The organism is Desulfatitalea tepidiphila, from assembly GCF_001293685.1.
Taxonomy (GTDB): Bacteria; Desulfobacterota; Desulfobacteria; order Desulfobacterales; family Desulfosarcinaceae; genus Desulfatitalea; species Desulfatitalea tepidiphila.
The window spans coordinates 192949-208484 of the sequence record NZ_BCAG01000005.1 but is presented as its reverse complement, the minus strand read 5'-3'; the positions used below and the strand labels follow the sequence as shown (position 1 = coordinate 208484).

14 protein-coding genes are annotated in these 15536 nt (G+C 54.6%); 9 read left to right on the top strand and 5 right to left on the bottom strand.

Features of this window, described 5'->3' with window-relative positions; translation table 11 throughout:
* Positions 1-9: 9 nt before the first annotated feature.
* Positions 10-1968 carry an oxidoreductase gene (locus DFT_RS18720; protein WP_054032798.1) on the bottom strand — a complete coding sequence of 653 codons (1959 nt, stop codon included), beginning with the start codon at positions 1966-1968 and terminating at the stop codon, positions 10-12.
* A 384-nt stretch (positions 1969-2352) separates the two neighbouring features.
* Here DFT_RS18720 and DFT_RS18715 point away from each other — a divergent pair, with 384 nt between their 5' ends.
* Complete coding sequence (locus tag DFT_RS18715; RefSeq protein WP_054032797.1) at positions 2353-2979, top strand: TetR/AcrR family transcriptional regulator; 627 nt, start codon at positions 2353-2355, stop codon at positions 2977-2979.
* A 50-nt stretch (positions 2980-3029) separates the two neighbouring features.
* On the opposite strand, the gene DFT_RS18710 is transcribed toward DFT_RS18715, so the two are convergent.
* The 4 genes from DFT_RS18710 to DFT_RS27380 all read right to left on the bottom strand — a co-directional run bounded on the left by DFT_RS18710 (position 3030) and on the right by DFT_RS27380 (position 5980).
* Complete coding sequence (locus DFT_RS18710) at positions 3030-4040, bottom strand: zinc-dependent alcohol dehydrogenase (protein ID WP_054032796.1); 1011 nt, start codon at positions 4038-4040, stop codon at positions 3030-3032.
* 253 nt (positions 4041-4293) lie between these two features.
* Positions 4294-4806 carry a DinB family protein gene (locus DFT_RS18705; protein WP_054032795.1) on the bottom strand — a complete coding sequence of 171 codons (513 nt, stop codon included), beginning with the start codon at positions 4804-4806 and terminating at the stop codon, positions 4294-4296.
* Between the two features lie 209 nt (positions 4807-5015).
* Positions 5016-5567: an integron integrase gene (locus tag DFT_RS27385; protein ID WP_369688336.1), complete on the bottom strand. Its 552-nt coding sequence runs from the start codon at positions 5565-5567 to the stop codon at positions 5016-5018.
* Positions 5549-5980: a phage integrase N-terminal SAM-like domain-containing protein gene (locus tag DFT_RS27380; protein WP_200907094.1), complete on the bottom strand. Its 432-nt coding sequence runs from the start codon at positions 5978-5980 to the stop codon at positions 5549-5551. Before DFT_RS27380 ends, DFT_RS27385 begins: the two co-directional genes overlap by 19 nt.
* A gap of 1151 nt (positions 5981-7131) precedes the next feature.
* Between DFT_RS27380 and DFT_RS18695 the strand changes: the two genes are divergently transcribed.
* The 8 genes from DFT_RS18695 (at position 7132) to DFT_RS18665 (ending at position 15514) form a co-directional block, all read left to right on the top strand.
* On the top strand, positions 7132-8799 hold the full coding sequence (locus DFT_RS18695; protein WP_054032794.1) for a long-chain-fatty-acid--CoA ligase: 1668 nt from the start codon (positions 7132-7134) through the stop codon (positions 8797-8799).
* 754 nt (positions 8800-9553) lie between these two features.
* On the top strand, positions 9554-9916 hold the full coding sequence (locus DFT_RS26000; protein ID WP_152972080.1) for a hypothetical protein: 363 nt from the start codon (positions 9554-9556) through the stop codon (positions 9914-9916).
* A gap of 472 nt (positions 9917-10388) precedes the next feature.
* Positions 10389-10640, top strand: coding sequence for an AbrB/MazE/SpoVT family DNA-binding domain-containing protein (locus DFT_RS18690; protein WP_054032793.1), 252 nt, complete (start codon positions 10389-10391; stop codon positions 10638-10640).
* Positions 10628-10957, top strand: coding sequence for a type II toxin-antitoxin system PemK/MazF family toxin (locus tag DFT_RS18685; RefSeq protein ID WP_054032792.1), 330 nt, complete (start codon positions 10628-10630; stop codon positions 10955-10957). Before DFT_RS18690 ends, DFT_RS18685 begins: the two co-directional genes overlap by 13 nt.
* Positions 10958-11043: 86 nt before the next feature.
* Positions 11044-11559: a hypothetical protein gene (locus DFT_RS18680; RefSeq protein ID WP_054032791.1), complete on the top strand. Its 516-nt coding sequence runs from the start codon at positions 11044-11046 to the stop codon at positions 11557-11559.
* A 99-nt stretch (positions 11560-11658) separates the two neighbouring features.
* Complete coding sequence (locus DFT_RS18675; protein WP_054032790.1) at positions 11659-12372, top strand: ZIP family metal transporter; 714 nt, start codon at positions 11659-11661, stop codon at positions 12370-12372.
* 333 nt (positions 12373-12705) lie between these two features.
* Positions 12706-13578, top strand: a complete 873-nt coding sequence (locus DFT_RS18670) for a DMT family transporter (RefSeq protein ID WP_054032789.1) — start codon at positions 12706-12708, stop codon at positions 13576-13578.
* A gap of 370 nt (positions 13579-13948) precedes the next feature.
* On the top strand, positions 13949-15514 hold the full coding sequence (locus DFT_RS18665; protein ID WP_054032788.1) for a long-chain-fatty-acid--CoA ligase: 1566 nt from the start codon (positions 13949-13951) through the stop codon (positions 15512-15514).
* Positions 15515-15536: the final 22 nt, after the last annotated feature.

Below are 15536 nucleotides of genomic sequence, written 5' to 3'. Positions count from 1 at the left end.
GCTTTCACCTCAAATCTCCCAGGCGGCCTGGGCGCCTTCGGTGGTGGCTTCGATGATTCGCCGCGGGTGCTTGGCGTCGCCGACCACGACATGACGGACGCCTTTGCGCTCCAGGATCTGCTTGAGTTCCTGACGGGGCGTCACCCCAACGGCCACGATCACCTGGCCCACGGGCGCCAGCCGCTTTTCGACCCCGGCAGTGGAGACGATGACCGCCCCCTCCTCGATCCGCTCCACCCGGGTATCGAACATCAAGCGGGCGCCGGCTGCGGCCAGACGCCGGTGCAGCATGGTGCCATGGGCGGAAATCGGGCGCACCGGCGGCTTGGCCAGCATTTCCACGAGGGTCACATGGCGGATGCCCTGCTGACAGAGAAAATCGGCCGTTTCCATGCCCACCAGACCGCCGCCGATGACCACCGCATCTTCCCTGGGCGGCACCTCGCCGTTGAGGATCTGCCAGGCGTCGCAGACCACCGACATGGTCGTCCCCGGTGCCGGGCATTCGGCCTTGTCGGCGCCGATCGCCAGGATCACGACTTCCGGATCGTTCTGGTCGATCATCGCCTCGGTCACTTCCGTGCCGGTGTGCAAATCCACACCCCTCTTGACGGCGCGCGCCGCCAGGGTGCGGATCCACTTGCCGTAGGCGGCCTTGTGGGGCGCCTTTTCCGCGTACCGGATCTGCCCCCCGATCTGCTCTTCCTTTTCGAAGAGGGTCACCTTGTGTCCCAGACGGGCGGCTTCGTCGGCGGCGGTCAGGCCGGCCGGTCCGGCGCCGATCACCCAGACGTTGCGGGGCGTTTGCGCGGGTTGGGTCGGATAGATCAGTTCCTGCCCGGTTTCGACGTTGATGGCGCAGCGCACCGGCTGGCCTTCGAGCGCCTCGCGTTCGATGCACCCCTGGTTGCAGGCCAGACATTCGAAGGTCTCTTCAGACCGGCCTTCGCGGGCGTTGATCAAAAAGTCGGGATCGGCCAGGTGCTGGCGGCCAACGGCCACGAAGTCGGCATCGCCCCGGGCGATCACCTCGTCCATGACATAGGGATCGGTGTAGCGGCCCACGGTAATGACCGGCACGCTGGCCACCGCCTTGATCTTGCGGGCCAGGTCGGTCTTGAATCCCGGCGCGTACTCGATGGGCGCGCTGGGATTGGGCGTATCGGTGTAGATTTTCGCATTGCCGTGGGTGCCGAACGAGACATGGATCAGATCGGCGCCGGCCGTCACCAGGTCCGGAACGATGGTCAGCATGTCGTCGATGGTGTACCCTCCCTGGATGCCCTCTTCGCCTGAGATGCGGATGGAGATGGGGAAATCGTCGCCCACCTGCCGCCGCACCTCCGCCAGGCATTCGAGCATGAAGCGGGCCCGGCCGCGGAAGTCCCCGCCGTATTCATCGGTGCGCTGGTTGGAAAATGCGGAGAGAAACTGCATGAGCAGATACCCGTGGGCCCCGTGCAGCTCCACCGCGTCGAAACCCGCCGCCTTGGCCCGGCGGGCGCCCTCGCCAAAGGCGCGGATGGTCTGCTGGATCTCCTCCGGTGTCATTTCGCGCGGCGGGGCGATAAAACCAAACAGAAAACTCCCCACCGCCGAAGGGGCCACCGCCGTCCTCTTGCGCGTCTGGTAGAGGCTCTCGCGGCCGCAGTGGTGCAGCTGCATGGCAATTTTACTTCCGGCCGCATGGACAATGTCCGCCATTTTCCGCAACCCTGGAATGAACTTGTCGTCCCAGATCCCCAGGCAGGCGGGGGCCACCGCGCCGGCCGGGTCGATCTCGGTGATCTCGGTGATGTAAAGCCCTGCCCCGCTGCGGGCGCGGCGCCGCAAATAGGCCAGATTGGCCTCGCTCACCGTGCCGTCCTCGTTTCCCAGCCCGGTCCCCATGGGGGGCATCACGACCCGATTGGCGATCTCCAATGATTTGATCCGGATCGGCGTCAACAGATGTTCGAGTGTTTTCATATGGTTTTCTCCCGCCCCATGAGTTGTTCGGGGCTAAATTCGTTTGTAGACATTTACAACGTGCGTTGTTATACAACTACCCGGGGTGTGTCAATAACCTTGAGGGATTTACAGTGATTCCAGCTGAACATGATCCTTTTAACCCGGCGTGGGTGGGACAGGTGGCCGATGCCACACGCCAAGCGGTCAAGTGCCGGTAAAATGCACGGCGGGCGGCCCAGAAACTCGCTGCGCTCAAACAGTCTGGGCCGCTTATCCGCCGTTTGCATTCAACCGGCACTACGACCGCAGGCTCACGTGGCCCTGGCCACCTGCCCCACCCACGCCTACCATCTCCGTTGCCATGCGAATTCTTTTATCGAATAAACCAAGGAAGTGGCCCTAATGAGGACAAAGAAAGAAATCGACGGCGGACCAACCTCGGCCGAAAAAAGCAGCGTATTTCAAAAACGGCGCACCCAGATCATCAAGAAAGCTGCAAAGCTTTTCGCGAAAAAGGGGTATGCCCAGACCTCCATGCGGGAAATCTCCAAGGCCACCGGCATCGATTTGAGCAATTTGTACTATTTCATCGAAAGCAAGGAGGAGATTCTCTTCCGGGTCTTCGAGATGATTCACCGGCCGGAAAGCAGTGTCTTTGAAAACAAGGCCATCATGGCGCTGGAGGACCCGGCGGAACAACTCAGGGCCGTCATCCGCGAGATGATGCATTTTTCCTTCCGCTACAAAGATGAAGTGCTGCTGCTCTACAGGGAATCCAAGCAGCTGCCCAAAAAGCTGCTCAAGGAGATCCTGGCCAGGGAGAGCGGTTTCATCCGGCAAATCGAAGCCATATTACGAAAGGGGCTGGAAAAGAAGGCGTTCGCCATGGAAGATCCTGCCTTCACGGCCGGCATGATCGCCTACGAACTCTCCCTTTTTCCGTTGCGCAGCTGGAACTTGAAGCACTTTTCCAAAGAGGAACTCATTCAACGGGTGGAAAGCCACATCATGGGCGCCATTCTCGCCTGAGCGTTGTATGCAACCCGTTGGCCTCGAAGTGGTTTCAAAATCTTCAATTTCTAATCCATGGTGAACATAACCTTGATGGCGCCCGGATCTTGGAGTTGGGCGCGGAACGCCTCGGCGGCCTGATCCAGGGTGAAGCGATGGGTGATCAGGGGTCGGGCGCTGACCTTGCCACTCCTGAGCAGCTCGATGGAAGCCGGAAAGTTCCCGCCCAGACAGCCGATCAGGGAGAGGTTCTTGGAGATCGCCGGCAGCGGGTCCCATGTCAGGGGCTGTTCGTAAATGCCCACCAGCAGGATTTTGCCGCCGCCGCGGGCCATGGCCACCGCCTGGTCGAAGGTGTCCTGCTGGCCGGCGCATTCCACCACCGTATTGACGCCCATGTTGGCCGTGGCGTCCATCACAGCGGCCGTGGGGTCCTGGGATGCGGCATCGATCACCACGTCGGCCCCGCATTCGGTGGCCGCCCGCAGACGTGCCGCTCTCCGGCCGCTGGCCAGAATCCTGGTTACCCCGAAACTCTTCAGCACCTGGACGGCATACAGGCCGATCACCCCGAGCCCCAACACGGCGACGCTCTCATCCGGCTTGGGCTGGGCCCGGTTGACCGAGAAATAGGAGATCGACAGGGGTTCCACCGAAGCCGCCTCTTCATAGCTCAGCTCCTCGGGCAGCGGAAAAACCGTTCGTCCCAGCGCTGCAAAAGGGATGTGCACATACTCGGCCATGGCTCCGGGAAACTGGTAGCCCAGCAGGGCCATGTTCGAGCAGCGGTGGCCCTTGCCCTGGCTGCACCAGAAGCATTTGCCGCAAGGCCTGAACCCCACGGCGGTCACCCGCATGCCCGGCGCGATGCCCTTAACCTGGTCCCCCACCGACACCACCTCTCCGCTGAATTCGTGCCCGAAAATAGTCCCCTGCTCGTCGCGCTTGTATATATGCAGATCCGAGCCGCAGATCCCGCAGGCCTTGACCTTGATGATCACCCCATGGGGTTCGAGGACCGGGTCGGGTACGGTTTCGGTGCGGATATCTTTGATGCCTCGCATCACGGCGGCTTTCATGGCATGGGCCTCCCTGGGATCCTTTAATGTTCGATGCACCTGAAATAAGTAGAAAAAACGTCATGCCGGTCTCGATCCGGCATCCAGTACCTGTTGTAAATACGGGATCCCGGCTTTGGCCGGGATGACGGAAGAACGAATTCCCGACTTTTCAAGTGCCGTCGGTTTCGATTGCGACTTTTTACAACGTACGTTGTTATAGACGTGTACGAATCTTGTCAAGCAAGTTTTTCGAACACCACCGTCTCGACCCCTACTTGTCTATGCCCCGCTGCATTCCCCGCAGGTAGGATATCTCCCCGATGTGTTCGGCGGCATGTGCGATCATGAAAGAGAAAAGCGCCCCTACGGGCATCTCTCCAAAGTTCGGAAAGTTGACCTTTTCATCGAACGCCTCGATCGGCATGCTTCTCAGTTTTTCCTTGGTTCCGGCGCGTACTGCGTCGGCAAAGGCCAGTATCTTTGCCAGCTCCGGCACTGGAAAGGCATTCACCTGGTCGACACTGTAGTGCGATCCTTCCTCATCCTGGGACAGTCCGAGCTTTTCGTACCACTTTTCGGAGTTCCAAATTAAGGGCTTCTTCTGGAGCAGCCCCTGCATCAAAGAGTCTTCGGTGCGGGCCATATGAAACAGGATCAAACCGATGGCGTTGCACCCCGAGGCCGGCCGCCACGCCACCTCCGCCTGGGTGAGACCCTTGAGTACGCGTTCCAGCGCCATTTTCAGGCCGGACAGCTCGATACCGATATAGCGTTGCAGTTCCATTTTTTTTCTCCTTGAATCTAAGGCATCCCTGATGAAAAGGTCTGTGATTGTTGACGAGACGCTTCATTTTAGCGTGTATCCCAAGCGCCCTCAACCATTTTTCTGCGCGTCAAATAGATGGAAAAGAACTGCCGCACGGCCCAAATAACAGGTACATGCGTTCGGAAGCGGCTTGGCTGCCCAGGATCCCGCCGCTCCCTCCGCCGATGTCATCGGGCATCCAACGGGCTGACCACGCCTTTGCCCCCGCGGTTGAGCGCATGGGTATAGATCATGGTGGTGCTGACATCTTTATGTCCGAGCAGGTCCTGAACGGTGCGGATGTCGTAGCCGTTGGCCAACAGATCGGTGGCGAAGCTGTGGCGCAAGGTGTGGCAGGAAATCGGCTTGTCGATGCCGGCCATCTCCGCAGCCTGCTTGAGCGCCCTGCGAACGCCGGTCTCGTGTGCATGATGCCTGCGCAGGATGCCGGACCTGGGATCGACGGATCGCTTTCCGGCCGGGAATACATATTGCCAACCCCAGGACGTGTCTGCATTCCGATATTTTCGGGACAAGGCATGCGGCAGAAACACACGACCGTACCGGTCCCGAAGGTCCTTTTCATGCAAATGATGGACATGGCGCAGATGATTCTTCAACGGTTTGAAAATCTTCTGGGGAAGAACCGTGATGCGGTCCTTTGCGCCTTTCCCGTCGCAGACCATGATCCGGCTCATGGCAAAATCGACGTTTTTTACTCTCAGCCGAACACACTCCACCACTCGCAACCCGCAGCCATAAAGGATTTCGCCATCAGCTTGTGAACGCCTCGCATGGCGGATATCACCCGCCGGGTCTCATCCGGTGTCATGACCGTCGGCGTGCGAACCGGCTTCTTGGAACGAACGGACCTGATATCCTCAGGCATTTTGATTTCAAGCACCTGATCGTAGAGAAACAATAGCGCATTGAATGCCTGGTTCTGGGTAGAAAACGCCACGTTTCGATTGATTGCCAGGTGGGAGAGAAACGCTTCAATCTCCCTTTTTCCCATCTTTTTAGGGTGCTGTTTCCCATGGAATAGAATATATCGACGAATCCATTCCGTGTAGGATTTTTCCGTCCTGATGGAACAGCCTTTCAACCGAATGCGCTGTCGGACCTGATCGAGTAGTTTGACAGAAGGATTCATGTGCACTCCGAGTTTATTCTTGTTTTTCGCAATGTGTTGTATTAGCGCATAATTACGATGAGTGGCGCAGCATCCATTCCCATTATACATACAGGCGACCGGCGATTGCAGAATCTATCCAACTGAGCGAATGAACGCAGGATTATTGAGCGGGAGCGGTAAAGTCTATAATGTAAATGCTTTGTAAAGTACAATGCCTATACAAAATTACTGACAAATCCAACCTTTTTTATAGGATCCTGTGATCTATTTGTAAGTGACATAAAATCAAATCCTTGGATACGATATTGGCTGGGTTCCTGGTTCAGATATTTCATATTGGGGAAAACGAGATGGAAAGCTCGTTTTGTTCCTTTAAAAATACCACTTGGTATATTGATAACTATTTGTCTTAACAGAGAATAAACAGATTTTTCATACTATACAGGCTTAGGAATATCGTGCTCTTTGGCTCGTATATCGGATATTGGCTGGGAAAACGAGCTAAGTTGCTCGCTTTTCCATTTTCGATATGAATCGGTTTTTTGTGATAATTGCCTGTAAGTATTGTCATTCCATGGCAGAAATGGGGATTGGCCCCGATGGGATATCGAGCGTTTTTGCTCGCTATTGATGGTTATGTTTATGAGGTAATATGAAGAGCTACACTCTCTCAAGAGAAATACGGTAGCACGTTTGAAAGATTATAAATTATCTCCTTTTTTTATATCATCTTCTTTAATCCTGTACCCCTTATGGATGATTATATTTCAAAAAATGTTTAACTTTTATGAAAAAGCTGGAGGATTGTGGCAGCCAGTTATTCTCGGTGCGGTTAGTCTTGCAGTAAGCTTTTTCCTTGATAGGAAATTGACTATGCGCAGAAAATCTAAGACCTTTTAATTATTCGCTATTTTGATATTTGGCATTTCAATTCATACTGGCAATCAATCGAAAGTTTAGTTTCTGTCTTTCTATAGGCGCCTAACAAAACAAATGCAACGGACGTATTCTACGCCGCTGATTTGCATCGTTACAGAAACCGGTTACTTGATCTTATCGAAGAACCGCATTCACCTTAAACCGCTAATCTTATCTACAACACGGGCAAACGGATCAACCTTGGAACGGCTCCATTAAAACCCTGAGCTCTAAGCAGAAAGGAGAATTTTATGGACATCGTCAAAGGATTTCCCGCCACCAGTCAGGACAATTACCAGCTCAACGTAACGACCATCATCAAACATGCCGCCCGGAGCTTCGGGCGCCAGGAGATCGTCAGCCGCCGGCTGGACGGCAGTATGTTCAAGTACACTTACGCGGATGCCCACGAACGCATGAAACGGTTGGCCAACGGCTTGCGGTCCATCGGTGTCCAGGTGGGTGACCGGGTGGGGGTGCTGGCCTGGAACAGCCACGAAAACTATGAAATCTATTTTGGCCTGCCCGGTCTTGGCGCGGTCATGCTGCTGCTGAACCTGCGTTTGACACCGCAGGACCTGGCCTATGTGATCGATCACAGCGGCGCCAGCTTCATCATCGTGGACGAAACCCTGCTACCTATCGCACACGCTGTGGCCCCTTTGTGTAAAAGCCTCAAGGGGTTTGTGATTATCACTCTGCCCGGCAAAAAGCTGGCGGACGTGAAGACCAACCTGAAAAATGCTTATTCCTACGAAGACCTGATCGCCGAAGCCTCCGCGGATTTTGAATGGCCGCACATGGATGAAACGTCTGCTTATGCAGCCTGCTACACCACCGGCACCACCGGCAAGCCCAAAGGGATATATTATTCCCATCGGGATGTATATCTGCACTCCTGCGCCATCGGTAACAACGCTGAAATCAGCCTCGCTGACACCTACTGCCAGATCGTGCCCATGTTCCATGCCCTGGGATGGGGCCTCAGCCAGGCCGCCACCATGGTGGGCGCCCGTCTGGTGTTTCCGGGCATGTATACCTTAGACAGATTGGAAGGGCTGAGCAAGCTGATCGTGGATGAAAAGGTAACCGTCAGCGCCGGGGCCCCGGCCATTTTCATGCCCCTGCTGGAGTACATCCGCGGCCTGGACGAAAAGCTGGACCTGGGCGGTGCCCGTCTTCTTTCAGGAGCCAGTGAGCCGCCGGTAGCCATGATGAAAGGGTTCTGGGAGCTGACCGGTGCGGAAGTCATTCACGCTTACGGCGCCACTGAAACTACCCCGCTGGTGACCACCAACCGCCTCATGCCCTGGCTGGTGGGCGAGTTGACCAAGGACCAGCAGTGGGAGTTGAAAAAGAAGCAGGGCTTCACAGTGGTGGGGCTGGATCTAAAGGTCGTCAACGCCCTCGACGCAGAGATCGCCCACGACGGTAAAACACCCGGTGAAATTCTCATCCGGGGCCCCTGGATCACGGCGAAGTATCACGACGCCCCAGGCACGGAATCGCAGTTCACCAAAGACGGATACTGGCGCAGCGGCGATATGGGCACCATCGACGAACACGGCTATCTCAAGATCACCGACCGCGTTAAAGATGTCATTAAAAGCGGTGGCGAGTGGATCAGCTCGGTAGATATGGAAAACGAAATCATTTCTTTTCCCGCGGTGCTGGAAGCGGCTGTGGTGGGCATCCCCCACCCCAAATGGGAAGAAAGGCCACTGGCCCTGGTGGTCTTGCGCGAAGGCGAGAAGGAAGGGGTAACCGCAGATGATATCCGCAATCATCTGGCCAATACTTTTGCCAAATGGCAGTTGCCGGATGAGGTCGTATTCGTGAATGAAATTCCCAAAACAAGTGTGGGTAAATTGAACAAAAAGGAGATTCGCGCTCAATACAAGGAATTGTATTCAAAATAAATGGAGACAATTTGGCCAAAAAAACGAATCGAAATGTCTCTGGAACGTCAACGGCCAACGGCCGCTAAAAAGGTCAAATTTGCGAACCTCTTTCTGCACCTGACGGTGTTCCGCTGTCGCTACACACCGTCAGGTGAGAAATACGTTAGCAATTGCACTACAATATTAGGAGAATGCAAGAGAAGACTTAATTTCTAAAGGTAAACCCAGTGAAAATAATCAGTGCTGCAAATTTTCTTTCTGTATTGGTACTATTAATCTTTCCGATCACTGTCATAGGCGCCAGCTTCGACTGCAAGAAGAGCCGCATTTTTGTTGAACAAGCTATTTGTATCAATAAACGATAATCGAAGTTGGATGATAAATTAGACGAGGCATACAAGAACGCGATAGAAATTGCATTCGCCCCCGATGTACTCAAACAAGAACAACGTAATTGGCTGGATAATGAAAGAAACGTGTGACAGGATGTTGCGTGCCTCAAACGTGTCTATAAATAACGCATAGAGTATCTCGCTACATATGATGAGAAACAGCGTGTCAGTAGCGGCATAGAGCCCTGTGAATTCTCTGGACTGAAGCTTCCTGAGGAATATAGCATATTCGCTGCAGGAAGTTATTCAGGAAGAAAAATCAATTTTCAAATAGATCAAAGCGGTCATCAGGCTACTCAGATGGATGTTGTAGTGAATTATTCTTCCAAACCTGTAGTGCTCATGCTCGGTGCTTACGAACCTAAGATTTGGAATATCAAATGGACTCCAACTACCCATATTGTCGCTTTATTGGTGAGTGGATATCGCCGGCAGGCTGTCCTGGCCTTGATGCTTCTGTCCCGATGCTGAATTCTAGTTATGACAACAAAGGGTCATGTGGTTATTTCTACGTTGGAGGAAATAATCTTGAAAAACTAAATCCGATGTCTCGCCGTTTCTTTAGGCAAACCATGGATATGGTATATGTGGCAAAACAAGATGATATCCTTATAGGGAACTCGATACCAGAAAGTACACAATTAATAACTTCTACATTTACTACACCAGAATCATTTTATGACAGGACAGCACCATTGGCAGGCCCCGCAGGTATAGAGGATGCCGTTCGAAAAGGGTTATAACGCAAGGCAACTGATTCTGACATCGATGTTTGGCTTAATGCTTTAATCTCAAACGCGCCCCACCGAGATGTGCCGTCTATTGCGGGAGAAGGTCGCCCCAAGCCCAAACGTCCTAGTATTTATAATGCATATGTTGTACTTAAACCGTTTACATATCCGGCAGGGCTATATGGTGGCAACATGGCAACCTTCTTTATCCTCAAGGGAGTACCTCAGCCGAAAGGGAATCCCGGTCATTCAAAAATGTATGATTTCAACAAACTCAAATGCCAAGGCCCGATGTGCGATCATTGATTCGCTTCCTTAGTATGAATAACTGAGGGTATTGGGTATTCTTGGCTAACCCGCTAATCCACCAGAGGCTTACAGCCGCCGGTGATCGGCATGATAGGCTTCTAAAAAACTAAATTCTTGACTTTCGACGTCAATGTAATTACAATGTGGGCACATTATTTAATAAAGGAGAACGGTAATGAGAGCGCGCGTAATCAAAATTGGCAATTCCCAAGGATTGCGTATTCCAAAGCCCATTCTTGAGCAAACAGGGATAATGGATGATGTTGAAATCGAGGTTGAAAAAAATCAAATAATCATCCGACCCATTAAAAATGTTCGGGAGGGTTGGGATGCCGCTTTCAAAATTATGGGCGAAAAAGGTGATGATGAACCGATACTCGGCGAAAACATTTCACATTCATGGGATGATGAAGAATGGCAGTGGTAGTGAAACGTTTTGACGTTTACCTGGTAAATCTCGATCCAACTATTGGGTCAGAAATTCAAAAGACTCGACCTTGTTTGGTTATCTCTCCTGATGAAATGAATCGTAACATTCGCACCGTAATTATAGCTCCGATGACCTCTGCCCAGAAAGAATACCCCACCCGGGTTTCATGCACGTTTCGAAAGAAACAGGGACAAATTGTACTTGATCAGGTGCGAACAGTAGATAAGGCGCGTCTGATTCAAAAACTTGGTACGATAGACTCGAAATCGCAATTGGACGTTATTTCCGTACTCCAGAGACTATTTGCATTTTAATAATATAGGCTGGCACAACCTATCGCTGGTAGCGGACTCGTTTTCCTCACCGCACAGCCTGGCGTTGGGCACAAAAAGCAAAGAAGATGGAAAAATTAATAGAGCGTCTTCCGGATATCATCACTGCGGCAGCGAAAAGCTATCTCGGTACCTTCGCGTTGTTGTCTGTCGTTCTTTCCCTTCTCGCATATTTTTTCTTTGCCAAGGCCTCTGAGAAGGTAAAGGTCGGTATTTTTGTTTTGCTTTTTCTGGGCGTTTTTGGTTTTGGTGCGGCCATGTTTCGTGCGTCTACCGGTGCGTCGATATCGCCCCAGCCGGTCACCTCGACAGATACTCTCTCTAAGGAGGCGAGGATCCTTCTTAAAGAAGCCGCTTTGGACCCGAGCGGTCTGGTTTTGTTTGAACATTACGGAGCAGGCGTCGATCTTCATACGAATGGCAAAAGTCTATTGACGAGCAAAGAAGATCACCACGCTCTTGCGGCATGGGAATCTGCCTTACAGGAGTTGGTCAACCAGGGCCTGCTATCTGCGCAGGGCGATCGTGGGGAGGTATTCGAGATCACAAAAAAGGGGTACGACGCTTCTGAACGCATAAAATAGATGCCCAACAACACCATCAACTCGGCCAGTGAATAGCGGGGCGCCTTCGCTGCCTCACTTTTTACTGCCGGTTTTGGCGGCCGTCGGAAGCAGGACTGCATGGAACAGCTCGCTATCATAGCGTTGGCCTCCTGGCTCGCAGGGATCGCTGCCTTCATTGGTGGTGCCTTGGCAAAGGCCGAAGGCTCTGCGGAGACAGAGGGCAAACGCGAGCTGATACACGGGATTGTCGCCTTTGGCGGCGGTATGCTTTTGGCGGCTGTGGCCTTTGCGTTAGCGCCAGAAGGGCTTTCCACCCTTTCGCCAGTTGTTCTTGCCGCAACGTTTTGTGCTGGAGGGCTGTTGATCTGCGCGTTTGATGTTGTCATCAGTCGGCGCGGGGGCAACAAAGCTCAGTTCATGGCGATGTTGCTTGATTTCGTTCCCGAAGCCGTGGCTCTCGGTGCATTATTTCAGCATTCCCGCAAGACGGGACTGCTGCTCGCATTGTTCATCGGTGCACAGAACCTGCCCGAGGGATTCAACGCGTACCGCGAGAATATGCAGACGGAGGGGCGCTCTGCGAAGGTTTTCATGCTCGCGTTGCTCGCCGTAAGCCTGTTGGGGCCGATAGTCGCCTGTGCCGGATACCTCTTTCTTCGCGATCAACCGACCGTGACCGCATGCATCATGAGCGCTGCTGGTGGCGGAATTCTTTATTTGGTGTTTCAGGATATCGCGCCGCAATCGCGGATGAGGCGGCACTGGACACCGCCGCTCGGAGCCGTCATGGGGTTCATGGTCGGCATGATCGGAAAGCAGTTGTTTGGATGAGGGCAAAGACAGCTTCCAACAAGCCGGATGCACGCGACGGCCTACAGCCGCTCTTGATCCTCAGCATTCGGTTGATAGAATGTGATCTACTATGAAATGGTTGTATTATGATAAAAAATTGAAACCTTGAATAGTTCAACTGTCGAGAGAGTATGGGTTGCAATGTTCCTTAAGTTGTCACCAGAGGAGCGTATAGAAGCAAATGACAATGCAATAGCTGAGAATTTAAAAAGAAAGCTCCAATAGTCTCTTTTTTCAAAGCGGCAGCAGCGATGCCCTATTGGGTTGGCAACTCCCTAAAATTGTTGCCTGCCAGAAGGATCTTCAAACAGAATGGCACGTTTGAGTACGGCGTTTGTGGCACTTGCGGCACTGTGCTGGGGGGTATCGGGCGGGATCGGCGGTATTCTCGCGGCCCAGGGCTGGGACCCGCTGGTGGTGTCGCTCTACCGTGGCGCGATCGGACTGCTGTTCGTTCTCGTATGGCTGGCGTTGCGCCCAAAGGGCAGCGGATGGGCAAGTCCACGATTGTGGTTCTGGTCGGCGATCGCCGGGGTGGGCGTAGCGGGCAACTTCGCTTTTTATTTCGTCAGCATCGCCCAGGGCAGTGTCGCGGTTGCAGCGACCCTGATGTATTGCGCACCGGTGTTCGTCTATCTCGTCTCCTTTACGCTCAAGATAGAACGACCTACTGCGCTCAAGTGGGCCGCGATAGCGATGGTCCTGCTTGGCGTCGTGCTGCTTACAGGTATTTACGATATTGGAGCGGCCGATGTCACGCCGGTCGCCGCCGGCGCCGGACTGCTTTCCGGCCTGTTCTATGCGGTATTCATTTTCGGCTTCAAGTATGCGGCGCCGCACGGCAGCCCACAGGCGATTCTCGTGATAGCGTTCGCGGCACTCATCGCCATTCTCGTCTGGCTGGTCGATGCCGACCAGACCTTGGCAGTGCTGGGCACGCCGAGTTGGCCGCTGTTCGCCGTACTGGGGGTGTTCGGTGCGGGACTGTCGTTCATTTTCTACATTGTCGGCCTGAACCACACCGCGCCGGCCGTGGCCTCCATTGTGGCAATGGTCGAGCCGGTCACCGCGTCGCTCTTCGGTGTGGCGATTTTAAATCAAAGCCTGGTCGCGCTGCAGATCCTGGGCATGGGATTGATTCTGGTCACGGTCACTGCGCTGAGCGTTTATTCGAGCGCCCGTTGATGGAGACGAGGGGACGCTCTTCACATGTTTACATTCAACGTCATTAACTTAAGCGGATGTCGCGGGCGGGCGTAAAGCCCGCCCCTGCGAAATTTGGGCCGTAACACACAGTCAGTCGGCATAAAAAGGGGGCGTAGGGGCGGGGTTTAACCCCGCCCGTATGGCAACCTGAAGGCCTGAAGTTAACGACATTGTGTTTACATTCTAAGGAACATCGACAAGACGGCGATCGAGGCCACGATGCCTCGCGCATGCGCCGCGTGGAGGCGATGTCTCATCGGCCGGTGACGTCAGGCGAGCCCTCGACGGGAAGTCGCCCCTTTGACGGCCGGGGCGCGATATTCACATCAATGGGAAAGGAGAACAGACCATGCAGGTGCCCATGACGCCCAGTCGTATTCTGAAAAGAGCGGTAAAATTGTATGGTGAAAAGACGGCCGTGGTGGACGGCGATGTGCGATTCACATACGCCGAGGTGGACCGGCGCGTGCGGCGGGTGTATCACGCCGTGAACGGGGCGGGCATCACCGACGGCGGGCGCATCGCCGTGCTGGACTTCAACACCTACCGGTATCTCGAACTCTACTTCGGCATGGCCCTTACGGGAAGGGTCCTGTTGCCCCTCAACATCCGCCTGTCGCCGGCCGAATACACCTACATTCTCAACGACGCCGAGGCCGAGGCCATCATCTTCCACGCGGACTTCAAGCCGGTGCTGGAAAAGATCCGGACCGATCTGCGGTCCGTGAAACGATTTTATATCGCCGAAGGTGCGGCCGATGCGGACTGGATCACCGATACGTATGACAACTTCATCGCACAGGTGGCCGACGATCCGGTCTTTTCGGCTGTCGAGGACGAAAACGCGGTGTTGAACCTCTACTACACCAGCGGTACGACCGGAAAACCCAAGGGCGTGATGCTGACCCACCGCAACATCTACGCCAACGCCCTGACCACCATCATCTCCTTCCGGCTCGAGGACCGCACGGTGTGGCACCACATCGCGCCGCTGTTCCATCTGGCCGACGCCTTTTTCATCTGGTCGGTGACCTACCAGGGCGGCCGGCATGTCATGCAGCGTCAGTTCGTGCCCGATAAGGTGCTGGCGACCATGCAGGCCGAGGGGGTGACGGCCGCCATGATGGTGCCCACGATGATCAATTTTCTGCTCAACGTGCCGGACCTGGCACGCTACGACCTCTCCGCCCTGAAGTGGGTCATGGTGGGCGGGGCGCCCATGTCACCGGCCAACGCCCTGCGCATGATGAAAGAGCTGGGCTGCCGCTACATCTCCGGATACGGCCTCACGGAAACCTGCCCGCTGTTGACCGTGGGCAACATCAAAGACACCCTGCTGCATCTGCCCGAAGAAGAGCAGGTAACATATCTCACGCGTACGGGATTGGAAGTACCGGGCGTGGATCTGAAGGTGGTCGATGCCGACGGCAATGAGGTGCCCTGGGACGGGGTGAGCGTCGGAGAGATCGTGGTGCGCGGCGACAACGTGATGAAGGGCTACTGGAAGCTGCCCGGCGAAACGGAAAAGGCGATCCGCGGCGGCTATTTCTACACCGGGGACCTGGCCACGGTGGATGCCCAAGGATATGTGCTCATCGTGGACCGGGCCAAGGACATCATCATCAGCGGCGGGGAGAATATCTCCTCGGTGGAGGTCGAAAACGTCCTCTACATGCATCCGGCCGTGCTGGAGTGCGCGGTCATCGCCATGCCCGACGAGAAGTGGGGCGAGGTTCCCAAGGCGGTCGTGGCCCTGAAGCCGGACGCCGCGGCCTCGGAAGAGGAGTTGATCGCCTTTGCCCGCGAGCGGCTGGCGGGATTCAAGACGCCCAAGGCGATCGCCTTCGTGAAAGAGCTGCCCAAGACCGGCTCGGGCAAGATCCTCAAGACCGAGCTGCGGTCGCGGTTTCGGTAACGGCCGTATCGTGGTATGGTCG